Annotated in this window: 22 protein-coding genes; 12 read left to right on the plus strand and 10 right to left on the minus strand. The window is 33.3% G+C overall.

Going from position 1 to position 25,425, the window contains the following annotated elements; translation table 11 throughout:
- The first annotated feature begins 4 nt into the window (after positions 1 to 4).
- Positions 5 to 421 carry a DUF983 domain-containing protein gene (locus tag AC1EUU_RS07885; RefSeq protein WP_480200871.1) on the plus strand — a complete coding sequence of 139 codons (417 nt, stop codon included), beginning with the start codon at positions 5 to 7 and terminating at the stop codon, positions 419 to 421.
- On the opposite strand, the gene AC1EUU_RS07890 is transcribed toward AC1EUU_RS07885, so the two are convergent.
- The 8 genes from AC1EUU_RS07890 to AC1EUU_RS07925 form a co-directional block, all read right to left on the minus strand.
- The gene (locus AC1EUU_RS07890; protein ID WP_480200872.1) at positions 390 to 1,442 is read right to left on the minus strand and encodes an NAD(P)/FAD-dependent oxidoreductase; all 1,053 of its coding nucleotides are present in this window, start codon (positions 1,440 to 1,442) and stop codon (positions 390 to 392) included. The two genes, AC1EUU_RS07885 and AC1EUU_RS07890, sit on opposite strands and share 32 nt — an antisense overlap.
- Before the next feature lie 227 nt (positions 1,443 to 1,669).
- Positions 1,670 to 2,566: a type IX secretion system ring subunit PorN/GldN gene (gene porN, locus AC1EUU_RS07895; protein WP_480200873.1), complete on the minus strand. Its 897-nt coding sequence runs from the start codon at positions 2,564 to 2,566 to the stop codon at positions 1,670 to 1,672.
- A 19-nt stretch (positions 2,567 to 2,585) separates the two neighbouring features.
- Positions 2,586 to 4,121: a type IX secretion system motor protein PorM/GldM gene (porM, locus tag AC1EUU_RS07900; protein WP_480200874.1), complete on the minus strand. Its 1,536-nt coding sequence runs from the start codon at positions 4,119 to 4,121 to the stop codon at positions 2,586 to 2,588.
- Positions 4,122 to 4,167: 46 nt separating this feature from the next.
- Entirely contained in the window at positions 4,168 to 4,800 is a 633-nt protein-coding gene (gene porL, locus AC1EUU_RS07905; RefSeq protein WP_480200875.1) for a type IX secretion system motor protein PorL/GldL, read from the minus strand.
- Between the two features lie 129 nt (positions 4,801 to 4,929).
- Positions 4,930 to 6,345 carry a T9SS ring complex lipoprotein PorK/GldK gene (gene porK, locus AC1EUU_RS07910; RefSeq protein WP_480200876.1) on the minus strand — a complete coding sequence of 472 codons (1,416 nt, stop codon included), beginning with the start codon at positions 6,343 to 6,345 and terminating at the stop codon, positions 4,930 to 4,932.
- A 128-nt stretch (positions 6,346 to 6,473) separates the two neighbouring features.
- On the minus strand, positions 6,474 to 7,631 hold the full coding sequence (locus AC1EUU_RS07915) for a formimidoylglutamase (RefSeq protein WP_480200877.1): 1,158 nt from the start codon (positions 7,629 to 7,631) through the stop codon (positions 6,474 to 6,476).
- Positions 7,632 to 7,670: 39 nt separating this feature from the next.
- On the minus strand, positions 7,671 to 10,154 hold the full coding sequence (gene topA / locus AC1EUU_RS07920; RefSeq protein ID WP_480200878.1) for a type I DNA topoisomerase: 2,484 nt from the start codon (positions 10,152 to 10,154) through the stop codon (positions 7,671 to 7,673).
- 111 nt (positions 10,155 to 10,265) lie between these two features.
- Positions 10,266 to 11,171, minus strand: a complete 906-nt coding sequence (locus AC1EUU_RS07925; protein WP_480200879.1) for a lipid A-modifier LpxR family protein — start codon at positions 11,169 to 11,171, stop codon at positions 10,266 to 10,268.
- Positions 11,172 to 11,293: 122 nt separating this feature from the next.
- Here AC1EUU_RS07925 and miaB point away from each other — a divergent pair, with 122 nt between their 5' ends.
- The 8 genes from miaB to AC1EUU_RS07965 all read left to right on the plus strand — a co-directional run bounded on the left by miaB (position 11,294) and on the right by AC1EUU_RS07965 (position 20,542).
- Positions 11,294 to 12,739, plus strand: a complete 1,446-nt coding sequence (gene miaB, locus AC1EUU_RS07930; RefSeq protein WP_480200880.1) for a tRNA (N6-isopentenyl adenosine(37)-C2)-methylthiotransferase MiaB — start codon at positions 11,294 to 11,296, stop codon at positions 12,737 to 12,739.
- A gap of 61 nt (positions 12,740 to 12,800) precedes the next feature.
- A complete protein-coding gene (locus tag AC1EUU_RS07935) occupies positions 12,801 to 14,036 on the plus strand; it encodes a sigma-54 interaction domain-containing protein (protein ID WP_480200881.1) in 1,236 nt (411 codons plus the stop codon).
- Positions 14,037 to 14,082: 46 nt separating this feature from the next.
- Positions 14,083 to 14,586 (plus strand): LptE family protein, encoded by a 504-nt coding sequence (locus AC1EUU_RS07940; protein WP_480200882.1) that lies wholly within the window; start codon positions 14,083 to 14,085, stop codon positions 14,584 to 14,586.
- Between the two features lies 1 nt (position 14,587).
- The gene (locus AC1EUU_RS07945; protein ID WP_480200883.1) at positions 14,588 to 15,355 is read left to right on the plus strand and encodes a hypothetical protein; all 768 of its coding nucleotides are present in this window, start codon (positions 14,588 to 14,590) and stop codon (positions 15,353 to 15,355) included.
- Positions 15,356 to 15,358: 3 nt separating this feature from the next.
- Complete coding sequence (gene secG, locus AC1EUU_RS07950; RefSeq protein ID WP_480200884.1) at positions 15,359 to 15,721, plus strand: preprotein translocase subunit SecG; 363 nt, start codon at positions 15,359 to 15,361, stop codon at positions 15,719 to 15,721.
- A gap of 152 nt (positions 15,722 to 15,873) precedes the next feature.
- Positions 15,874 to 16,152: a co-chaperone GroES gene (locus AC1EUU_RS07955; protein ID WP_480200885.1), complete on the plus strand. Its 279-nt coding sequence runs from the start codon at positions 15,874 to 15,876 to the stop codon at positions 16,150 to 16,152.
- 26 nt (positions 16,153 to 16,178) lie between these two features.
- Positions 16,179 to 17,810, plus strand: a complete 1,632-nt coding sequence (gene groL / locus AC1EUU_RS07960; protein WP_480200886.1) for a chaperonin GroEL — start codon at positions 16,179 to 16,181, stop codon at positions 17,808 to 17,810.
- A 149-nt stretch (positions 17,811 to 17,959) separates the two neighbouring features.
- Positions 17,960 to 20,542: a TonB-dependent receptor plug domain-containing protein gene (locus tag AC1EUU_RS07965; RefSeq protein ID WP_480200887.1), complete on the plus strand. Its 2,583-nt coding sequence runs from the start codon at positions 17,960 to 17,962 to the stop codon at positions 20,540 to 20,542.
- 3 nt (positions 20,543 to 20,545) lie between these two features.
- Here AC1EUU_RS07965 and AC1EUU_RS07970 read toward each other — a convergent pair whose 3' ends face one another.
- Both AC1EUU_RS07970 and AC1EUU_RS07975 read right to left on the minus strand, forming a co-directional pair.
- On the minus strand, positions 20,546 to 21,640 hold the full coding sequence (locus AC1EUU_RS07970; protein WP_480200888.1) for a DUF3179 domain-containing protein: 1,095 nt from the start codon (positions 21,638 to 21,640) through the stop codon (positions 20,546 to 20,548).
- Positions 21,637 to 22,626: a transporter gene (locus AC1EUU_RS07975; RefSeq protein ID WP_480200889.1), complete on the minus strand. Its 990-nt coding sequence runs from the start codon at positions 22,624 to 22,626 to the stop codon at positions 21,637 to 21,639. Before AC1EUU_RS07975 ends, AC1EUU_RS07970 begins: the two co-directional genes overlap by 4 nt.
- Positions 22,627 to 22,786: 160 nt before the next feature.
- Here AC1EUU_RS07975 and AC1EUU_RS07980 point away from each other — a divergent pair, with 160 nt between their 5' ends.
- The 3 genes from AC1EUU_RS07980 to AC1EUU_RS07990 are packed head-to-tail and all read left to right on the plus strand — an operon-like array spanning position 22,787 to position 25,417.
- Positions 22,787 to 23,752, plus strand: a complete 966-nt coding sequence (locus AC1EUU_RS07980; protein ID WP_480200890.1) for a retropepsin-like aspartic protease — start codon at positions 22,787 to 22,789, stop codon at positions 23,750 to 23,752.
- Between the two features lies 1 nt (position 23,753).
- Entirely contained in the window at positions 23,754 to 24,704 is a 951-nt protein-coding gene (locus AC1EUU_RS07985; protein WP_480200891.1) for a hypothetical protein, read from the plus strand.
- A 56-nt stretch (positions 24,705 to 24,760) separates the two neighbouring features.
- Complete coding sequence (locus AC1EUU_RS07990) at positions 24,761 to 25,417, plus strand: DUF6090 family protein (protein WP_480200892.1); 657 nt, start codon at positions 24,761 to 24,763, stop codon at positions 25,415 to 25,417.
- Positions 25,418 to 25,425: the final 8 nt, after the last annotated feature.

Genomic DNA, 25,425 nt, shown 5'->3' on the forward strand with positions numbered 1-25,425 from the left:
AGCTATGCTAAAAAAGGGCACCAAAACCTATAGTGTTTTAAAAAATAAATGTCCGAAATGCAATGAAGGACGTTTTTTTGAAGATGACAATCCACTGCATCTAAAAAAGGTCTTAAAAATGAAGGAATATTGTTCTAATTGCGGATTCAAATACCTAATAGAACCTTCATTTTTTTATGGAGCTATGTACGTTTCGTATGGTATTACAGTGGCTTTGTCTATCTCTACTTTTATCATTTTATACCTCATCGGGCTAGATCTAATCAATATATTTATAGGCATTATTATAGCTTTAATCTTATTTACGCCATTTACGTTGCGTTTAGCACGATTGATTTATATTAATATTTTTGTTGGCTACGATGCCGATTATAAAAATGAAGATGGTATTAGGGCTTCGAATATTGAAAACGCTCAATAGCTATTTCATTAGGTAATTGTTTGTTATTTTCAATATTATTATAAAGTAATTGTGCCATTTTAGGTGCCAACATAACACCTCGAGTTCCCATTCCGTTTAAGATAGCTAATTGGTTGTACTTATGATGAACCCCAACTAAAGGTCTTCGATCTTTTACGGTTGGTCGAATACCTGCTTCATGATTAACCACCTTATAGGGAACATTAACTATTGCATCTAACTTATCTGTTAATTCTTTTTTTCCCTCTTCTGTAGGTATAGATGTTTTATCTTTCCAATTAAATGTAGCGCCAACTTTATAAAGGTCCTCTCCAAGTGGCATTATAAACAATGACGATTTTATCATTGTTTTTAACTTAAGACCTGGAGCGTGAATCGTAATTAGCTCTCCTTTTGCTTCATTCATTGGCAAATAACTAAAGAAAGGATTTTTTTGAAGTCCATAGCCCTCACAAAAAACAATCTTAGTAGCCGCAACATCTTTGTAAGTTACGCCGTGCTCTGAAAAATTGATAGCATTATATACAAATGTTTCGTTCTTAATCTTTTGATTTAACTCAAGATGTTTTTGATAATCAGCTAGTAACTTTTTTACGTCAATTTTTCCGGTATTTGTTAGTTTTCCATATCCAAATGAAGCATTTACAGCTTTATTTTGGTTTTTGATGGTTTGAGGGCGCATATAATTACTCAAAACTGGTTTATCACATGCGGCGAACCAATCGTTTTGCTCTTCTACACTAGTTAAAATTCGATATATATCGAACTTATAATCATATTGTACTTTAAATTTAAGTTCTAATTCTTTATAGAAAGAAAGTGCAACTTCTAGTTGATTTTCAGCATCCCAAACAGGTGTAAATCGCTTTAAAATTACCGGGTTATATACTGCCGCGGCCACTTTTGACGACTGCTGCGAAGCATCATTAAATACAACGTATGATTTGTGATTTCGTTCTAAGGTCTCAGCAAAAGCAAGGCCTGCAAGACCAAAACCAACAATAATATAGTCTACTTGCATATAACAAAAGTAAGTAAGACATTTATTAATTCGTTTAGAATAGTAAAGAAAATTGAAACTAAAATAACTGGATTTAGATACGATTTTAGTATAACACATAAAAAAAACTCCCAGCCAAAGCTAGGAGTCAACCGAAGAGTAAAATCAGATTATTTTAAGCTGATTTTCGGTTAGTTTTATTATTCTATAAAAAAGCCCGATAAGTTTTTATCGGGCTTTTTAATTCTTTAATAATTCCACATATCCAGCTCTCGATTTCTGATATTCTCTTTGAGTCTATCGGCTTCAAGAACTTGAAACAATGCATTACCTTTTATATATTCGGCAACATCTCTATTACCATATATATTTTCTTCTCTATAAATACTAGCTACAAAACGTCTAGCATTTAGTAAATGATCGTATGACAGTGGGAAAGCAGAGTTTCTTCGATTGAATACTTTCATATTATGAGTAACCTCTCTAGCTCCAGGATACCAAATCCAGAATAATTCTATAAGTTCATCTTCTCCTCCTTCAGCATCAATAAAGTTAACATCTGGCGCTACCGGCGCAACACCTAATAAACGGTATTTTAATTCACCTTGCCTTTTATCAAAGTACCACACACCTTTGATCTTAAGACCGGTAATATCACCAGCCGTTAAGTCTCTTCTATCAATGTACTCATCAGTTAATGTTTCACCAGCATTTAATAATTCAATACCAGCGTCACTTGTATCTATTCTAGACATACGTCCTTGAACATCTTTGAAGTTTAACTTATTCTCAAAATAAGAATCGTCATACACATCTACGATCTCTCCACTTTTAATTCCTCTTAATAAAGTATCATAAAGAGACCTTCTACTTGAGCTAATATTATTGGTATCAACTGGGTAGTAAAATGGTAAGTTGATTTTTTCATTCAAATCAATATACTCCCAAACTACCTTAGACCATAATATATCTCTGTCATCAATATATCCATAAGGCAACGGTCTATCGTTATCTGCTGCCATTTGCTCAACGGTTTTTACTCCTATCTCTTCAGGAATCGTAGCGTTTAACAAATTAGCTTGCGCATTTATCGCGTTAGTTGCTAATACTATAGCACATATTGCTAAAAAACCTCTCCAATTCATAATACTCTATTAAATAATATTAATTTGTTATTTGCACATTCAATGGTGCTACTTTCTTCAAATAGTAACCAGAATTTCCAGAAATTGCTGCTTTCACATCAAAAATAGTTACCACATCGCCAGGTCTAGCTTTACCCAGTGCTCTAATCGCAGCAGCATTAAATTTAGTGCCTTTTACTTTTACAGTTGGTGAACCTGGTACCTTAACACTAAATCCAGATGCTCTTAATTTTAAATCGAATACGAAATCTGGTAACATAGCACCTATAGTTACTTTTTGCAAAGTTGATTTAGGCATTTTTATCATACCATATTGACCTCTCGCAGATGTTACTGGTGCAGGAATATCTTTAATTCTAAATGATTGAGATGAAGTAACTGGTGTTCCATCAGGTAATTTAGCAGATACACTAATCTTAACTTCTCTACCTTTACCAGGACTCATCATATACTTACCAATACCTGAAACTTTACGTAAACCAGCAGCAGTAGCTTTTACTGCGTTATCTGGTACACCAGGCATAGATATAGTAATTGGGTTTTGTACACCTCTATATACTACATTCATCTTATCAGCAGAAATTACTGCGCTATTTGGCTTAGCAACAACAGCATAACTTGTATTAATTGGAATCTCAACATCTTCACCGTTCTCTTTAAATACAAACTTACCTTTGATTTCATTTTCACCTACATTACCTGAAGGGAAATCTAATACTGCTCCACCACCTTCAATATTGGTAACTTCCTTACCGTTTATGATTACTTTATGAGGTTTTAAACTCGCATCATATCTACCTAATACTACTTTACCTTTAAAGTTATTACCTTGTAATGTAGCCGGTGTTTCAGGAACTAAGATCGTAGTATAGTTAGTCATAGAAACTTCACTTTCTAATTGACCTTGTACCATAGCAGTTAACATTTCGTTCTCTGTAGCCTTAACATCCGCCTGCATTTGCGTAAGGTTCGTAATAGTAGTAATTAAAGGAAATCCTTCATATCGGTTTTTCAACCAAGGTTGTTTACCGCCTTCTACATCTTGATCAGAAGTATCAAAACGCTTATTCGCACGCTCAACAATTCCTTTATATTTTTCTCCTAAGGCCGCAGCTACTTTCTCTCTATAGTTATTGATCTTAGCAACATATTGCTCACCTGCTTCAGAAAAACCATCTCCTTTAAAGAAATAATTATTACCTACATCTTCGCCATCCATCGTTTCGTAGTTTGTAGGATCTTCAATTTCGGTCAACAATTCTTGCTTCATCTTTTCTAAATGATTGTTAAAATCAAGAGATAAAGCCTGAATATTTTGAGCTTCTTTGTTAAGATCACCGAACTTCTCTGGTTGTTCAGATGCTTTCGTTGCTAAACTTGCATAAGTAGCAACGTTCTTCGTCTCAGCCGAAACATTTGAGTCGGCTATTTTTTCGTTCATGTAACCAAATGCAGACAATACTTGTTTTGACATATTCATTGCTAACATCGCGATGAATACTAAATACATCAAGTTAATCATTTTCTGCCTTGGTGATAATTTACCTCCTGCCATTTCTAATAGTTTTTAAGGGTTAATGCTTGGTTAGTTTGCTTAATTCTTAAGCTCTATTAGACATTGCAGACAACATACCACCATATACTCCATTTAATGAAGATAGGTTTGTTGCAAGAGATTCCATTTGCTCTTTTAACTTCTCAGTATTTTCAGCAACCGCATCACTCATTTGTGCTTGACGCTCAGCGCTATCATACTGTACTTTATATAAACTGTTCAATGACTCCATTTGAGTAGCAGCCAATGATAATTGCTCACTATATTTGTTAGTAGCAGCTACTGAGTTTGCTGCAGGCTCAATGTTTGAAGCTGCATCAGCAAAACTTTCAATACTATTAGCTAAGCGACCCATTTTTTCTGAATCTAATTGTGCTTCAGCTAACATTTCATCTAACTTATCTGTTAAACCTTGTCCTTTAGCTCCTCTTTCAGATGCTTCACCACCTGCTAATTCTGGATATACTAAAGACCAATCTAAATCGTCTTCTACTGGTTCAAACGCAGATAATGCGAATACTGCTGCCTCTACAACCATACCAATGGTTAACATAAGACCACCTGTTAATGGTCCAATTTTAAAGTGCATAATTTTAAATAATGCTCCTACAATAACAATTGCGGCTCCTAATCCGTAAGCCATGTTAAATAGTTTCTTTGTTCTGTGTGATTGTGCCATAATTTTAAAATTTAAGTTTTAGGTTAATGTTTATTAGGGTTTTGTTTAATTACTTAACTTGTGAATACTAATTTTAGTATATCATTAGTAGAACAATTTATTAACAATTATTCCTACTTCATGATTTTATTATTTTTTGTCTTTCGTTTTTGTTCCTAAATAATCTTGTACAGTTCTAAAGCCAATATAACTTCTAGCTGAATCGCCATACTCATAATCTCTAGTAGCTACCTCCAAGAAATATGCCACATCTTTCCATGAACCTCCGCGAATTACTTTACGTTGGTTCGTTTCATCATCGACATTAGGATTCATGGTTGAACCTAGGTAGTATGAAGATGGATTATAAGCGGTATTTGTCCATTCTGAAACATTACCGGCCATATTATATAAACCATAGTCGTTAGGTGCAAATGATTTAGCTTCCATCGTATATAATGCTCCGTCTACCGCATAATCTCCTCTTTCTGGTTTAAAGTTTGCTAGGAAACAACCTCTATCACTATATGTGTAAGGACCTCCCCAAGGATATTTAGCATATTCTAGACCTCCGCGAGCAGCATATTCCCACTCAGCCTCTGTTGGTAATCTAAAGCTTGGGATTCTTCCTCCACCTTTTTTCTTACCTGCTAAGTGTTTATTTTTCTTCTGCGTTCTAAAATCACAAAAAGCTTTTGCCTGCCCCCACGTTACACCAACTACTGGATAATCATTATATGCTTGATGCCAGAAATAATCTTGGTGCATGGGATCATTGTATGAGTAGTTGAAATCTTTTACCCATACCGTAGTATCAGGATATACTTCAACTGTATTCTTTTTAATAAAATCTTTTCTATTACCACCTCTTTTACGTGCAGCTGCTTCTCTATCAAAAGTAAAGTACAGGTACTTTAATTTTTTAGTATTAATAGTTCTTCTACCATCATACGACTCTGAAATTGGAGCATATAAACTATCCATAGCTTCTGCATAATATTCATCAGGGTATTGATTAATATCCCAAACTAAATCTGCATCCCAATTTAGAGCTCTACCTTCTGTTGGTGAATTTAGATCTCCTAAGCTTCCATAATTGTCCATCATATACTTATAGTATACATTCGCTGTATCAGAAGGTTTTTTGAAAGCATACTTTTGAATGCCATCTGAACTTCCTTCAGGATTTTGAGCCCCACCATCTAAATCTGCACTTTCGGCGCCGAATCCTTGTTCTTCTGCTAATAATGCTAATTGCGTTCTTAATACTGAATCTCTTACTCTTACCACGAATTCTCTATATTCAGCATTTGTAATTTCGGTTTCATCCATATAGAATGGATTAACAGTTACTGTTCTGGTTGGCGAATTAAATGCACCTACCACATCTTCATCACTTTTACCCATAGTAAAAGATCCGCCAGGAATTAAAGTCATTCCTAATGGTTTCTCAGGTAGAAACTTTTTGTTCGAACGAACACCAACTAACTCACCTCTATCTCCAGATTTACAACTAGATATTAACACTGTAACGGCTAGTAAAAAGTATACGGTTAATTTTTTCATAAATGTAAATTTATAATCCCGTTAAGGGGTAATACTTTCGTTTTCTAATAAAACTTTTAAATTAAAATAATCTTGATTTTGCTTCGAGATCACTTTAAGAACGTCAAAAAAATAGCTTTAGTGTATTACTAGTTCAATTTTCTGAAAGTTTTCCACCAACGTTCTGGGAAAACTTGCTTACCAGCTCTTAAATAATCTTGGTACGTGCAAGGTACTAACGTACGTCTAAGGAATTTATTATTATCGTGTTGCACTTCCATCCACCAGCGATCACTTTTATTACTTTTAAAAAAGTTAATTGCCGTATCTTCGATAGGAACGATATATTTTTTGTAGTCTTTTTTTGATGTGAATGGGTATTCATTTATTCTAAAATTATAGCCCTCAATGAAATACCAAATAATTTGAGCTATAAGCTGCGCTGTTTGTTCTTGTACATCATACTTCGCATTATATTCATAAATACCAAATGATGATACTTTATCACTTATACCTGCGTATCTAGAAATGGCACAGGTGGGTTCTCCATAAAAACCATTAGGTGCGGCATTGTTATTTGCTGGTGCCTCTGTTCGGCGAATCGCACCAATATCAATACTTACAATATCTGAATCACGCATCACAGGTTCAACGATCTTTACATTATTAGATACCTCTCCTAATCTGTACATATCAAAATGTAACTTGTCTAGTAAAGCAATCTCGTCTTGTGAGTTAAAAAAAGTTTGATAACCTATGTTGCAATAATTAAAGAGATTATTAGGTTTTTCCATAATAATCTTACTAAGGTAAGATTCCGATGAAATTTCATCGTTCAAATTTCCTAGGTCAAAACGACTATCTACTACTGTTAAATTTACTGTTTGCTCTAATTTATCATAGGCGCGATAGTTCGCATAGGTTAGGTCTTGCCCTCCACCTATAATGATAGGCACAATACCTTTTTTAATTAATTCAACTAATATTTCTTGTAAAGCAAAATAGGTATCTTCTGTAGTATCTCCTTTAGGAATTGCGCCTAAATCAATAATATTAGCAAACCAATTACCCATATATAATTGATAAAGATGTTTACGAATTGTACTAACATCATTACCCGATCCAAAATTATCAACCGTATTTCGATCTTCTGAAACACTAATAATGGCGAGTTGTGCTCCATCAATTTTCGGAAGCCCAGCTTGTTCTGAATGAATTTTAATTGTCTTTCCTATTGATTGCTCAGGAAGTAAGGTAGCATGTGCTACAATGGCTTTATCAACTGGTAAGAGGATTTCAAAACTCATGGATTAGAAATAAAAAGCAAATCTAAAATAAAAAGTGAATTATTTTTTAGCTGAGGTTTTTCTTTTAGTAGTTTTTTTCTTTGGAGCTTTTTGTTCAATGATTTGTTGAACCTCTTCTAAAGTCAATGCTGCAGCGTCGGTAGTCTTAGGTAATTCAATCTTTGTCTTACCCTTAATAATATTAAAACGACCCCATCGTGCTTTTTCAACCCGAATTCCTTCAGCTTCCCAATGATGTATCAATTTATCTTTCTCTTTTTGAATTTTATCTTCAATCAATTCAACAATATCATTTTGAGAGAGATTATCAAAATCATATTTTCTATTAACATTGATAAACATATTATTCCATTTAATAAATGGGCCAAAACGTCCTTTGCCTTTTTGTACAGGCAAGTTTTGATATGTAGCTATGGGAGCATCTGCCTGTTGTTTTGCTTTTATAAGTTCAATGGCGCGATCCATATCAACGGTCATTGGATCTTCACCTTTATCCAATGAAATAAATTGTTTGTCAAAACGTACATAGGGTCCAAAACGACCTACATTCACCGCCACTTCTTTACCTTCATAGGATCCTAATTCTTTTGGAAGTTTAAATAAGTCCATGGCTTGTTCAAAAGTAACATTGCTTAAGGTTTGCTCTCCTTGAAGGCTTGCAAATCTTGGTTTCTCTTCATCTGATGCTTCACCAATTTGAACCATTGCACCGAATCGACCCAATCGGGCATACACATTTTTACCAGTTTCTGGGTCAACACCTAATAATCGCTCTCCTTTTGCTCTTTCGGCATTTTGCGCAACATCTTCTACACTTGGATGAAAATCGGTATAGAAGTCTTTAATCATTTCTGTCCAATTTTCTTTACCCTCAGCGATGCTATCAAACTCCTCTTCTACTTTAGCTGTAAATCCATAATCTAATATTGATCTGAAATTCTCAACCAGAAAATCATTTACAATTTTACCTATATCCGTTGGTACTAATTTACCTTTATCAGAACCTACTTTTTCAGTTAACATTTTATCGGAAATTGCTCCGCTTTTTAATCGCAATTGCGAGTAATTTCTTTCAACACCTTCAACCGCACCTTTGGCAACATATTCTCTACGTTGAATAGTTGATATGGTTGGAGCATAAGTGGAGGGTCTACCTATACCTAATTCTTCGAGTTGTTTTACTAAAGATGCCTCAGTATATCTTGAAGGAGGTCTAGTATAGCGCTCGGTAGCCGTAATATAATTATTTTCTACCTCCTCATTAATGTATAATTTTGGTAACATTCCTGCCTCCTCTTCTTCAACATCTGTACCTTCTAAATAAATTTTCAAAAATCCATCAAAAGTGATTACCTCACCATTTGCAGTTAAGATCTCATTATTCTTATTATTAGATATTCTTACATTGGTACGTTCTAATTGTGCTTCGGCCATTTGAGAAGCTATCGTTCGTTTCCAAATTAAAGCATATAATCTATCTTGATCATAATCAATGGAAACAGTATGGCGATTCATATTAGTAGGACGAATGGCCTCGTGTGCCTCTTGCGCCCCTTTAGCTTTTGATGTAAAATTTCTTGGTTTGCTATATTGAGCTCCATATGATTTTGTAATTTCATCTTGCGCTGCATTTCTGGCATCATCAGATAAATTTACGCTATCTGTTCTCATATAAGTAATTAAACCAGCCTCATATAAACGCTGTGCCATCAACATCGTTTTAGCTACCGGAAAAGATAGTTTACGAGAAGCTTCTTGTTGCAAAGTGGATGTCGTAAATGGTGCCGCCGGTGATTTCTTTGCTGGTTTTTTTTGTAAATCATCAACTTTAAAAATGGCATTACTGCACGATGTTAAAAAGGTTTCGGCTTCTTCTCGAGCACCAAAATTCTTAGGTAGTTTTGCTTTAAATCTCTTACCATTTTCATTGATAAACTCGGCATCAATTCTGTAAGATACTTCTGGAGTAAATCCTTCAATTTTTCTTTCTCTCTCAACGATCAATCGTACTGCTACTGATTGAACCCTTCCTGCAGACAAACCACCTTTTACCTTTCTCCATAATACTGGTGATAATTCATAGCCGACCAATCTGTCGAGTACGCGTCTTGCCTGCTGGGCATTCACCAAATTATAATCTATACTTCTTGGGTTAGCAACGGCATTTTTTATAGCTTTCTCTGTTATTTCATGAAAAACAATACGCTTCGTATTTTCAGCATTAAGTTTTAGTTGTTCATATAAATGCCATGCAATGGCTTCTCCCTCTCGATCTTCATCACTTGCTAACCAAACCATGTCTGCTTTTTTGGCTAAATCCTTTAGCTTCTTTACAACTGCTTTTTTGTCAGATGAAACGCTATATTTCGGTTTAAAATCACCCTCTACATTTATTCCTAATTCTTTCGATGGTAAATCAGCGATATGCCCAAAGCTGGATTCAACTTGGAAATCTTTCCCTAAAAACTTTTCTATAGTTTTTGCCTTCGCCGGCGACTCAACGATTACTAAATTCTTTGCCATGAATGGTTTTTTGAGGGTACAAATGTATGTGAAAAAATAGTATCCCTCAAAATATTGATTTTTTTAAGGCAAAAATCTCATTAGATTATTGAGTTTCAACAAAAAAGAATACTAAAAGTTTATTGCATAGCTAATACTACCAAATCCATGGATTCTCGAAGTAGGAGTTTCTCTAGAATTGAAATTATAACTTAACTTAAAAACGCCTTTCTTTCCTTTGCTCACTAATCCTATTTTCCATGAAAAAATATTCTTTTCTGCATCAGTTGTAAACGATATGTCATCATTAAAGAGGCTACCTTCTATTAAGGTATTATGAAAAACTAACGAATGACCAAATGAGATGAATCCAAAAAATTCTTTTGTTATTGAGCTATTTAGTATCGTAAATCTCGATGTATTTTGAAGTTTATTAAATGTGCCAAAAAAATAATACAAACTATTATTAAATAACATATCTTTCGTACCTATCACGGGGTTCGAAGAAAGTATTAAAGCGTTATTTTGCCCAGATACCAGTGTATTCAAAAATTGAACTTCGACATTTGCTAAAACCTTATATGGAATTTGCTCTATCCAAGTAGCCTTTCTTATACCTACAGTATTATGCGCCCAATCTTGAATACGTTGAGCTAAAGACTCCTCTCCTGTAACTCCCATTTCTACACCAAAAAACAAGGCAGATTTATCCTTTATGCTACCAACCCTAAGTTTACCAAACAACCATCCGGCATAAGGTCTATGAAATACTTCTGTATTGTCATCGTCTTTATCTTGTGGAGTGAATATCTGGTTTCCGAATAAAAACTCTAATTGCGATTTCGCATTTTTCTTTTTAAAGAATAATGGATTCTTTAAGCTTCTTTTATAACCAATAAATGTTCCACTAGTATAATATCGATCGCTTAGTAAAAATTCATCATTATCTGAACTGAATTCAATTTGGTTATTATAGGCTTGAGCCAAGCAACTGCAACAATAAAAAAAAAGTAAAAAAAAACTTAATGAAAATTTCAAGTATTAAGCATGTAAGGGTTAGGTCGTAAAATTAACAAATATGCAACACAAAAACACTGTCATTTTGTCATATTTTATAGAAATTGGTTGTATATTTGCATCCCAATGTTTAAAAGGTACTAGTGGAGAAAACAATAGAAGAAAAAAAGCAAGGAAAAGCTTTAGTAACCGAACAAGTTGAAGGCAATAACAAGAAACTATTTATTGAAAGTTATGGCTGTCAAATGAATATGAACGATAGTGAAATTGTTGCTTCTATATTAGCCAAAGAGGGTTTTAATACAACGCAACAATTAGAAGATGCAGATTTGGTATTGGTTAATACATGTTCGATTCGCGATAAAGCAGAACAAACTGTTCGTAAACGTTTACAATATTACAACAAGGTAAAAGACATTAATCCTTCTATGAAGGTTGGTGTGCTTGGTTGCATGGCAGAACGTTTAAAAGCTAAATTTTTAGAAGAAGAAAAGATTGTAGATTTAGTTGTAGGGCCAGATGCCTATCGTGATCTCCCAAATTTAGTCCAAGAAGTTGAAGCAGGCAGAGACGCAGTCAATGTTATACTTTCCAAAGATGAAACTTATGGTGACGTATCACCCGTTCGTTTAAACTCTAATGGTGTTTCCGCTTTTGTTTCTATCACTAGAGGATGTGACAATATGTGTACCTTTTGTGTAGTGCCATTTACAAGGGGTAGAGAACGTAGCCGAGATCCAAAAAGTATTATTCAAGAAATTAACGAATTAAAGGATAAAAATTTTAAGGAAGTAACCCTTCTTGGTCAAAACGTAGATAGCTATTTATGGTATGGTGGTGGATTGAAAAAAGATTTCAAAAAAGCATCTGAAATTGCGAAAGCAACAGCTGTGGATTTTGCACAATTATTAGATATGTGTGCTACGGAGTTTCCAAAAATGCGTTTCCGATTTTCAACATCTAATCCTCAAGACATGACCTTAGATGTTATCCACATCATGGCAAAGCATAATAACATCTGCAAGTATATTCACTTACCCGTGCAAAGTGGTAGCAACAAGATTTTAAAAGCTATGAATCGCCAACATACTCGTGAAGAATATATGGAATTGGTAAATAATATCTACAAGATTATTCCTGAAATGGCTTTAAGTCAAGATATGATAGCCGGATTCTGTGGTGAAACCGAAGAAGATCATCAAGACACCTTAGAAATGATGAATTTTGTGAAATATAGTTTCGGATTCATGTTTGCCTATTCTGAGCGTCCGGGAACTTTGGCAGAGAAAAAAATGGAAGATGATGTTCCTTTGGCAACCAAAAAGCGCCGCTTACAAGAAATCATCAATTTACAACAGGAACATAGTTTACATCGTACCAAAGAACATATTGGCAATATAGAAGAAGTATTAATTGAAGGTACTTCTAAGAAATCTGATGCTCACTGGAAAGGGCGTAACACACAAAATACAGTCGTAGTTTTCCCAAAAGAAGATTATAAACTTGGAGATTTTGTTAACGTAAAAATAGAAGATTGTACTTCAACTACGTTAATAGGTACTGCTGTGGAGTATTCAGAAAATAATTAACACAATTTCTGTTCAGGTAGAAATAAAAATAAAATAAGCTCCCTTTTATGGAGATATAGATATGGATAATTTACAAACCATAAAACAGCGTTTCGGAATTATTGGTAATGATATAGCACTTAATCGTGCTCTTGAAAAATCATTACGTGTGGCTCCAACAGACATTTCAGTATTGGTAACTGGCGAAAGTGGCGTTGGTAAAGAAAGTATACCAAAAATAATTCATCAACTTTCACATAGAAAGCATGCCAAATATATTGCTGTAAATTGTGGTGCCATTCCAGAAGGCACTATTGATAGTGAGCTTTTCGGTCATGAAAAAGGTGCTTTTACAGGAGCAACACAAACTCGTAGTGGGTATTTTGAAGTTGCAGATGGAGGTACTATTTTTCTTGATGAAGTGGGAGAACTTCCGTTACCAACACAGGTACGCTTATTACGTGTATTAGAAAACGGTGAGTTTATAAAAGTTGGTTCAAGTAAGGTACAAAAGACCAATGTACGTATCGTAGCCGCAACCAACGTGCATATGATGGAAGCTATTCAAAAAGGAAAGTTTCGTGAAGATTTATACTATCGTTTAAGTACGGTTGAAATTCATTTACCGGCGCTTAGAAAACGTAAAGATGACATTCATTTATTATTTAGAAAGTTCGCATCAGATTTTGCTCAAAAATATAACATGCCAACGATAAGATTGGAAGAAGATGCTGTTAAAATTTTATTGAATTATAGTTGGCGTGGAAATATCAGGCAGCTAAGAAATATAACTGAACAAATATCTGTTATTGAGCAAAACAGAATGATTTCGGCCAATACTTTAAAGGGTTATCTCCCAGAATATAGCAGTAATTTCCCAGCGTTAATTGATAACAAATCGAATAGTTCAAATACTGATTTTGCCAATGAGCGAGAAATACTTTATAAGGTTTTGTTTGACATGAAAAATGATATTAATGATCTAAAGAAACTTACTTTAGAGTTAATGGAAAATGGGAATTCTGTTCAAGTTAAAGAAGATAATCAACGGCTCATTCAAAAAATATATGGAGATGAAAATGAAGAGGATAATTTAGTTGAAATTATTCCTGCTCAAAAAGAGGATGCCTTTCAACCACAAGAAGACAGATATGATCATATAGAAGAGATTGAAGAAAGTCTTTCGTTACAAGAAAAAGAATTTGAGCTGATAAAAAAAGCTTTAGAGCGCAATAATAACAAACGAAAGTTAGCTGCTAAAGAATTAGGTATCTCAGAAAGAACATTATATAGAAAAATCAAGCAATTCGATTTGTAAATCAACAAGTTTAATTGTTTATTTGTTTCCCTTTTGTAATCATCGAATGAAAAAACTAATACTCTTTATTTCAATTCTAACTTTGCTTAGCTTTCAGGCTTGTGGGGTTTATTCATTTACAGGAGGCAGTACTGGTGATGCCAAAACGATACAAATAGATTATTTTCCAAATAATGCTCCATTGGTTGAACCCATAGTGAGTCAAAAATTCACGACGGATCTACAAGATTTATTTCTTAGACAAACTAATTTAGAACTTACACGTGCAGGAGGAGATTTACATTTTGAGGGAGAGATTACAGATTACAGGATCATTCCTATTAGTGCAACGGCTGAACAAACAGCCGCGCAAAACCGGTTAAACATGAGTGTTCGTGTACGTTTTTTCAACAAACTTGTTCCTGAGGATGATTTTGATAAAACATTTTCTTTCTTTGCTGATTACGATGCAAATGCGCAATTAGCGGGTACTGTTTTAGAAGATGCTTTAAATACTATTTTTGAACGCATTACCCAAGATATTTTTAATGCATCTGTAGCCAAATGGTAAAATGAACAAACAAGATTTCATAGCATTACTTAAAGAGCCTTGTAATATTACTACAACGCAAACGAATGAAATGGAAGAAATCTTGCAAGACTATCCTTATTTTCAAGCAGCACATGTTTTACGACTTAAAGGTCTAAAAAAACAAGAAAGTTTTCGATATAACAAAGCTTTAAAGACTGCAGCAGCCTATACAACAAACCGCACGATTCTTTTTGATTTCATAACACAAGACACGCTTAACCTATCAAAGAAAAAACATATTGAAGAAAAGGTATTAAAGGAATCTGAAGTTGTTGATTTGGAAGTTATAGAAGTTGATGAAAAATTTCAGGTTGCTGAAAAAGAAGCCATTCCAATATTAGAAAGTTTACAAATAGGTAAACCTTTAGAATTTGATAAATCAGAAAAATATTCATTCAATGAATGGTTACAATTAACTTCTTTTCAACCAATTTCTAGAGAGGAAGCCCCTACAAAAAAAGAAACCAAAACGAAAACTGGTAACTTCGATCTAATTGATCAATTTTTACAGGCAAAACCTAAAATAAAACCCGAGCGTTCATCAGAAAAAATAGATATTTCTTTAGAAAGTACTTCCGAAAATGAACAGCTAATGACAGAAACTTTAGCACGGGTATATCTTGAGCAAAAAAAGTATGATAAAGCCATAAAAGCATTTAAAATATTAAGTTTGAAATATCCGGAAAAAAGTGGTTTCTTTGCAGACCGAATAAAAGCGGTCAAATTTTTACAAAAGAATAATACATAGATCATGTCGTATACAGTATTTTTAATCTTAATAGTTATTGTAGCTATCTTATTGATATTAATTGTGATGGTTCAAAATCCTAAAGGTGGAGGTTTATCTTCTTCATTTGGAGGGCAAGGCACTCAAGGTTTTGGTGGTGGTGTACAGAGTACAACCAACTTTTTAGACAGAAGTACTTGGACTTTAGCTATTGCTTTATTGGCACTAATTTTATTATCAAACTTTGCAATACCTAGAGCAAATTCTGTTGATAATGAATCACAATTACAGAATACGATAGAAGAACGAGAAGTAACTAATGAAGTTCCTAATATTGAGGATATTCAAAACGAAGTAAACTCATCTCAAGATTCAACAAGTAACTAATTCAAAGTTATATCTATTTTGAAGTAAAAATGCCAACGAAATGACACGTTGGCATTTTTTATTTTCATTAAAAATTACAAAATGTCACTTTTTGACGAATGGCACACTTTTAGCCAGTTAATCTTCGATTAAAATTTAAAAAATTCATTAAAATGAGCAAAATAAAAATCAAACCATTAGCAGACAGAGTGGTCGTAGAACCATTAGCTGCTGAAACTAAAACCGCTTCAGGAATCTATATTCCAGATTCTGCAAAAGAAAAACCTCAACAAGGCAAAGTAGTTGCAGTTGGTAAAGGCACTAAAGACGAACCTACAACTGTAAAAGTTGGAGATACTGTTCTTTATGGAAAGTATTCTGGTACCGAATTAAAACTTGATGGTAATGATTATTTGATCATGAGAGAGAGTGATATTTTCGCAATTTTATAATAATTCAATTAAAACAGAAATTAAAGATGGCAAAAGATATAAAATTTGATATAGAAGCACGCGATGGTTTAAAACGCGGTGTTGATGCATTAGCAAATGCAGTAAAAGTAACGTTAGGGCCTAAAGGACGTAATGTTGTAATCGGTAAAGCTTTTGGAGGACCGGCGGTAACCAAAGATGGTGTTTCGGTAGCAAAAGAAATCGAATTAGAAGATGCCTTAGAGAATATGGGAGCACAAATGGTAAAAGAAGTAGCTTCTAAAACCAATGATTTAGCTGGTGATGGTACTACCACTGCAACTGTTTTAGCTCAGGCAATTGTTAAAGAAGGACTAAAAAATGTTGCTGCTGGTGCAAATCCAATGGATTTAAAACGCGGTATCGATAAAGCTGTTAATGCTATTGTAGAGAACTTGGCAAAACAATCTCAAGTTGTTGGTAATAAAACTGACAAAATTAAACAAGTAGCAGCTATTTCAGCAAACAACGATGAAAGTATAGGTGATCTAATTGCTGAAGCTTTTGAAAAAGTTGGAAAAGAAGGTGTTATTACAGTTGAAGAAGCAAAAGGTACAGATACTTATGTAGATATTGTTGAAGGTATGCAGTTTGATAGAGGGTATCTATCTCCTTATTTCGTAACTGATTCTGAGAAAATGATTACAGATCTTGAAAGCCCTTACATTTTATTGTTTGATAAGAAGATTTCGGCAATGAAAGATCTATTACCAGTTTTAGAACCTGTAGCTCAAACTGGAAAACCACTTTTAATTATTGCTGAAGATGTTGAAGGTGAAGCTTTAGCTACTTTAGTAGTAAATAAATTGCGTGGCGCACTAAAAATAGCAGCCGTAAAAGCTCCTGGTTTTGGTGATAGACGTAAAGCAATGTTAGAAGATATTGCAATTTTAACTGGTGGTACTGTTATTTCTGAAGAAAGAGGATTTACATTAGAAAATACAACTATTGATATGTTAGGTACCGCTGAACGCGTAACCATAGATAAAGATAATACTACTGTAGTTAATGGTAATGGTAAAAAAGCTGATATTAAAGGTAGAGTAAATCAAATTAAAGCTCAGATCGAGACAACTACTTCTGACTATGACAGAGAAAAGCTTCAGGAGAGATTGGCAAAATTAGCTGGTGGTGTTGCTGTTCTTTATGTTGGCGCTGCCTCTGAAGTAGAAATGAAAGAGAAGAAAGATAGAGTTGATGATGCTTTACATGCTACACGTGCAGCAGTGGAAGAAGGTATCGTTGCCGGTGGCGGTGTTGCTTTAGTACGCTCTAAAGAGGTATTATCAAAATTAACCAGTGATAATTTAGATGAGGTTACCGGTATCCAGATAATTACTCGTGCTATAGAAGAACCATTACGCATTATTGCCGAAAATGCGGGGAATGAAGGTTCTGTTATTGTTGCTAAAGTTATTGATGGTAAAAAAGATTTTGGCTTCAATGCTAAAACTGAAGAATATGTAAATATGTTAAAGGCAGGTATTATTGATCCAACTAAGGTAACACGTGTTGCTTTAGAAAATGCAGCTTCCGTGGCCGGAATGATCTTAACAACCGAATGCGCTTTAGTAGATATTAAAGAAGATACACCTCCGATGCCTCCAATGGGTGGCGGTGGAATGCCTGGTATGATGTAATAACCAGAGAAATAAAAATAATTAGAAAACGTCGCAAGTTGCGACGTTTTTTTATTTCATTTTTTTAAGAGCTTTTCTTAGAATTTAAGTCGGTATGATTATTGATACATAAATAATACTATTTAACGACTCAATTTTTTATTAAAGCTATGAAATCAACCATTCATATCTATAAGGTAAGCCTATTCCTAAAAATTATATTATTAATTGCTTTTAGTATTAATTCCTTAATAGTAAATGCTGAAAATGGCATATCAAAAACAGGTTATTATTCTAAACTTCAGGACTCTGTTTTCCATACTGAAAAAGTCTATATACATTTTGACAAACCCTATTATTCTTCAGGAGAGTTTATTTGGTTTAAAACCTATCTAGTTAGTGCCAATACTAATAAGCCCGAAACTAAAAGTAAAATTGTTCATGTTGAATTAATAGACCCCTCCAACAGAATTATAAAATCAAGAGCTATTAAAATTATAGATGGTGGTGGTGAAGGAGAATTTTATTTACCAAAAGGAATAATTCCAGGTCAATACACAATTAGAGCGTATACGAACTTTATGCGAAACTTTGATGAAATATATTTCTTTAGAAAACAGTTGGAAATTGGAAATGAAAAATCATTAGTAAATAACAAACCAAACACAGCGAAAAGCCTAAAACCAGATATACAGTTTTTTCCTGAAGGTGGATATATGGTTTATGAGCAAAGGAGCCAAGTAGGCTTTAAAGTAATAGGCTCTGATGGTAAAAGTATCAGTGTATCTGGAACCATTCTTGACAATAACAACAATGAAATATTAACTTTTAAGACTAAAAATTTTGGTTTGGGCAAATTCTTACTCACCCCCAAAAATGATAAGTCTTATAAAGCCATTGTAAAGTTTGAGGGAGAAAATTATACTTATAACCTGCCTAAACCTCTCGAAAAAGGAGTAACAATGACTGTTACCGAACGAAAAGACAACTTTCAGATTCGGCTAGAATCATCATTACGTAGCGGTATTGATCAACTCATTTTAGCGGGTTTACAAAACGGAAAACTTGTAAATATGGCTCAACTTATTGGATCAAAAACGCGAGCAACCGTTAATATCCCTAAAAACACATTACAACAAGGCGTTGCTCAGTTTACTGTTATAGATAAAGATCAAAAACCCCTATGTGAACGGCTAGTATTTGTTGAAACCAAAAATCAAAGTCCTGTAGTAGAAATTACACCTAACAAAACTGATTACGGCAGAAGAGAATTAGTAACATTAGATCTTGATATAAACGCTTTAAGTGAAACAAATGCTTCATTAGCAATTACAGACATTTCGGTTGTCAGACCAGAACTTAATGCAATAGATATTAAATCTTATCTGCTTTTAAAATCAGAGTTAAAAGGTGAAATAGAACAACCTGGGTATTACTTCAACTCTAAAGATAAGCATCGAAAAGAAATGCTCGATATTTTAATGATGACACAAGGATGGAGACAGTTCTTATGGAATCATGATTCTAAAAATAAAAATGATTACAATCATGAAAGAGGAATTTATATAGAAGGAATTGTAAAAAGTAAATCTCAAACTAAAAAACCTGTCGCGGCCGAAGTTTCGTTAATATATATGAATAAAGATCAGTTAGAAAAAGAAGAGTTAAGGTCAAACAAAAAAGGGGAATTTAAGTTTGGTAGTTATAACTTTAATGACAGCACTTCAGTTATTATACAAGCTAAAAATTATCTTACTAAAAGAAGTAAAAAAAATCCTGAAGTAAGAAAAACAATAAACAATTATAATATAGAATTAACCAACTACAAGCCTCACACCGTTAGCAAAAAAAACAAGTATATTAATCCTAAAAACCGTATTGATACTACGCCCATAAACAATGATTATTTAGTACAATCAAAAAAAGCTCGTTTAAATGTAGTGGTTCCATTTGAAGATGAATTTGAAAAATTAGATGAAGTTCTTCTTAAGCATAAAAGGGTAAAAAAAGAAGTAAAAGAAAAATTTAAAAACAGGCGGACAATATATGGCAAACCAACAAGACGTGTTGATATGGAAGATATTAAATCTTTTGGCACTAATAATATATTAGCAGCTCTGCAAGGTAAAATACCAGGAGTAAGAATTACGGGGGACGTTAATACGCCTCAGAGTTGGATTGAATTTGGGTCTGGAGGTTCTTCTTCATCAGGTCAACCGAGTAAGGTTTCACATGGTGGTGGCAACGCTCAGCCTAAAATAAAGACAAATTATAGCATTAGTATTAGAGGATCACAAAAACAAGCTTTAATTCTTTTGGATAATATACCTATTCAAGATTTTTCTGGAATTGTCGCTAGTAATGTAAGTTTTGTTGATGTTTTAACCGGAGCAAGTGCCGCAATGTATGGGTCTAGAGCAATGGGCGGCGTAATTGCTATACATACCAAAAGAGGTAAAGAGAATTTAACATCTAAAAAAGAAAGAGATGGTATTATTAATTTTGTGCATCCTGGATACTATAAAGCAAGAAAATTTTATGAGCCTAATTATAAAATCAAAAAGCCAGAACATAAAAATCTAGATTATAGAACAACCATTTATTGGAATCCTGATTTAAAATTGAATAGTAATAACACGTCCAAAATTACCTTTTATACTGCAGATATTGAAACCACCTATAGAGTTCAATTACAAGGTATTTCAAAGGATGGTGTTCCAATAACAAAAGAAGTTTATATTGATGTAAATTGACTCCTAGTTTTCAAAAATTTCTGCATTTGGATAAAAAGCTCCAACAGAAAACCAATATGCAATAAATGAATTGGTGGGTTGTAAATTTTGTCCTAGCCTCGGGCCAGAAATAACCTCTCCAAAAACATTCCAATGATTACCCTCATTATCCGTAAAGTACGTTTCAGATTCATTAAAAGCGTAGCTAAACTCAAGGTCCTTCATATTGTCATCCAATTCAAATGAAATAATGGTTTCTTGCCCGCCAATTAACAGTAAGTCTTTATCTTTAAAAGTATCTTTAAGAACCTTACCCCCTGTAAAAGTATTAAATCGATAAGCTTTAGCCTCTTCTCCATCTATTACCGCATGTACCCTTTCTTTTCTCGGCAACCTTGAATCATCTCTTGATAAAGGAAAAATTAAATTGTCATTATTTGTCCGATAATCTCCATAAGGATAGGTGCTATAATCTCTATCAAAACCAGTTTCAGTACTTAAAATTTTTGCGTCTGGATACATCGATCGAAGAATAAACCAATTTGTTTCAACCAGTTTGATTAGTTCGGGTCTCTCTCCAATAAGTGATCCATTAACACACTGTAAAGCCAACTGCGACCAATTACTACTTGTAGCTCTATCAAAAGGAATAACATTGTTATTATAAAGGAGCCCAGACACTCCAAAAGTAGTTGTAGAGCCATTAATACGTCTATTCCAGCCCACCGCACTACCTGTTAACGGACAGTAAGTAATAGCAACAGACGTGGATCCTAAATTATCATTAACAACTTCATGCCAATCTAATATATAATGTGGATAAACCTTTATCTCATTTCCAACTTTTAATGCTACCACACGTACTTCTTCAACCAGTAAACCTGGAGCTTCATTAATATCTAAAAATTTAGGGTTATCTATAGCTGGTATCCCATCTCTTCCCGGGCCACCATCTCTTACTTGGGATACCGGAATTAGCCATTGATCATTGGTATTTGTACCACCTGAACCGTCTCCAATAATTTCTACCATAGCTACACCATTTTCGTCTCCACTACTACAAGAAAATAAACAGAGCGAAAAAATAATTGCAACATAAAGGATATTTTTTTTCATCATTGAGAAGTATTTAAATTAATAGTATTCTTTTTTATGCTGAAATTGATTAAGAAACCGCCCGTTAATCTATAGGTAGGTGTTAATTGAGTTCCGTCAACATTACTAATAGCCGGTAATTCAGCTTTCGTAACGAATGAAATACTTTGTGTTAACCTTAGTGAAAACCCTGGAATTATAAATAGCCAATTACCACCGGTATTACTAATATCGATTCGATCAATTTCGTCTCTTTTAGCATTTCGATATTTAAAAGTTAAGCTTGGAGATATCAGGCTTCGTTTAAATATTACAAACTCATCAGAAACACCAATGAACAATTGTAATTCATTTCCATATTCATACGTTTGAAGTCCATCTAAATAATCATTATTCTTCCCTGTCGCTCTATAAATTACCCGTCCGGAAAATGTTGTGGTAGGTCTAAAATCAAAATTCTTAGACAATGAAGTAAATAAAATTAAGTCTAAAGCTCCACTCCCTGGTTGCAAATCAGCAATATAGGTTATGCCTTGTTCGTTAACCTCATCGTAGGAACCAAAAGGCAACTTAACTCCTAGACCTAAGGTAATATTGCTAGATTTGCCTAAAGCTTTAAAAAATCCATACTTTACCAAAAAAACAGCATCTCCAACTCCATTTGTACTTTGTAAATCTATATTTCCAAATTGATCTATTCTTCTGCGTTGATTCACCCAGGTTACTAAAGTTTCAACAGCCAATTTATCTGAAAACGAATACGATGCATTTAATAATATTGAATGCGTAATACGTTTTCTTGAAGTATCATCTAATTTTCTATCACCAGCATTTAATGTGTTAAGATTATTGAAATCATAACTTATACCAAACTGAAGGTTATTTTTCCCTAAATTCTCTAAGCCTAAATTATTCGATAACGGTATCCCTCCAGAACAGCAAGTTTGTCCATAAACAAGGCTTGTAGATAAAATAAACAATGTAAAAAACAATGCAAAACTTGACTTCATAAAACATTGGTTACTAAAATATTGTCGTCTGTGGTGTTTGTAGCTTACATTCAAATCGAGTTATATTTTACAATTGTGAATGGTATACCATCAATAATTTATGTTTTATGTAACATTTGAAGGTTAGAATTCGTCTATTTTATATGTAACTTTACCATTAATGAAGCGGTTTATATTACTTATAACGTGTTACCTTTTTCAGACGTCATTGCTATTTGCCTATGATGAAACAAATACTGTACAAAAACTCCAATTTCCAGGTGCCGAGTATGTATCTGAAAATACGGTACGAATACCTTTTAAACTTGTTGGTCATTTGATTGTTATCGAAGCTGAAGTTTTAAAACAAAAAGGTAATTTCATTATAGATACCGGTTCTGAACGTTTAATACTAAACAAAAAACATTTTAAGAACACAAATAGCTTACCCAGCTACGAACTTCATTCAGGTGTTAGTAGTGATATTGAAGATGTAAAAAAGAAATGGCTGAAGAAGTTTTTTGTGAAAAACTTTAGTATCAATAACATAACCTCAGACCTAATTGATCTATTACATATTGAGAAGAATAAAAATTTTAGACTGCATGGAATTATAGGTTATAACGTCTTGAAAGACTACGAAATATTTGTAGATTTTTACTTAAAGCAAATAACATTATCACGAACAGATAATCTCGGAAATAAATTAGATAATTTGCCCTATCTAGAAAAAATAACCGATACACTTTCTTTTAAACTTGCTAAACATACAATTGTAGTAAATGGTTTTGTAAATAAACAACGTTTGCGATTTGGTATTGATACTGGAGCAGAAATAAACTTGATCAATAACAAAGCCCCTGAAAGTGTATTTAAGAATTTTACAAATCTAAAAAGAGTGAAAATGTTGGGAGCAGGAAAAAAGAAAATTGAAGTTTTGGCAGGTAAATTGCATAAAGTAAAACTATCTAACAGGATTTTCTCTGGACCAATGCGAACCATTGTTACGAATTTGAAAAGTATGAACACAGCGTATGGTACACGGTTAGATGGCGTTTTGGGTTATGAATTTATAGCCATGCGAAGATTGATTATTAACTATAAAAAAGAAGAACTTTATTTTGTAAAACTTCCTTTTACTAATTGAAATGTTTAAAAGAATTATTTACATATTATTTTTTCTATTCACTTCCTTTAATGTATACAAAGCTCAAGCACAATATGCAATAGAAGGAAACGAGGTTGTGTTTACATTTAATGCAAAAGATTATAGTAATTTTTCTAAAGAACAATCTTTATTTAGTTACAAGCTAAAAGAAATTAATCTTAAAGATGTATTTGTTGCCGGTGAATTTAATGGCTGGTCTAAAGACAGTTGGAAAATGAAACGCACTGGCGAATACACCTTTGAATTAAGGAAAAAGTTAGCTGATTTCGATGACGATTTTTCATGGCGATTTAAGTTTATCGTTAATGGTACCTATTGGGCAGAGCCTGAAAGTGACTTTGAGAATATTACAAAATCAGATCAAAGTAATTGGTTTAGAAAAATTTACGATTATAATTTATATACCGCTCAGCCAGATCCAAATGGAAATGCACATTTTTATTTAAAAGGCCATGAACATGCTAAAGAAGTAATTTTATCTGGAACTTTTAATAATTGGAACGAGAAAGTTTTTAAAATGATTAAAACAAAGGGAGGCTGGAAACTTAGTCTATTTTTAAGGCCTAATACTTATGAATATAAATTTATAATTGATGGTAACTGGATTGAAGATCCTGATAATCCTCGTAAGGTATATAATGAACATCACACTTTTAATTCTATATTGATAATTGACAAACTGGTAACTTTTAAACTAAAAGGTTATAAAAATGCAAATAAGGTAGTTTTGGCGGGTTCATTTAATGATTGGAACAAAGATCGGTGTATAATGACCAAAAAAGAAGATTATTGGCAGTATACCCTAAAACTTCCTGGCGGTAAACATCACTATAAATTTATTGTTGACAATCTATGGATTATCGACCCCTCTAATCCTATAAAGGAATATGACGAATTTGGTAATATCAACTCGGTAAGAATGGTAGAATAAGTAGGCATTTATAGGGTGCGTCTTTTTCATATCTTTACAGATACCAAACTATTGTGATGAAAAAAATCAACTGGAAATACACCTTTGGTGAAATTTTAATTGTTATCATTGGTATTACAATTGCATTTAGTCTAAATAAATGCTCAGAAAATTCTCAAGAAAAGAAACTAAGAAAGCAATATCTAGAAAGTCTAAAAAGGGATATTGAAATTGATCGAAATAACTTATCTACTAATCTAGAAAGTCTTCAACATAAAAAAAACCTGCTCTCAAATTCATTTCAAAATTTTAACAAGAATAGCTTTAAAGGAGATTCTACATTAATTGCTAACTTTTTAAGCACCGTAAAAATTATTGAATTCTCACCTAAGAACTCAACATATCAAACGCTAATAAATTCAGGAGATCTTAAGATTATAGACGATTTTAACTTAAAAACAGCAATACAAGAGCATTACGGTGTTTATGGTCTTTTAAACAACGACTATGAACGCATGGTGAATATTAGTAAAAAATATATTGCCGATTATTTTATCTATCATCTAGATATGGATAAACTTAGGAGCGGAGAATCAGCTATATCCAATAAACAGCTTTTAAAAAGCATCATGCAAAGCATGTATGGAGCAGTAATTCTTAAAATTACTTCAACGCAAAATAGTATTGAGAGTTGTAAGCGTTTAATTGAAATGATAGATGTTGACTTAAAATAAAAAATCCG

The sequence above is a fragment of the Maritimimonas sp. 2205BS37-2 genome, assembly GCF_056591755.1.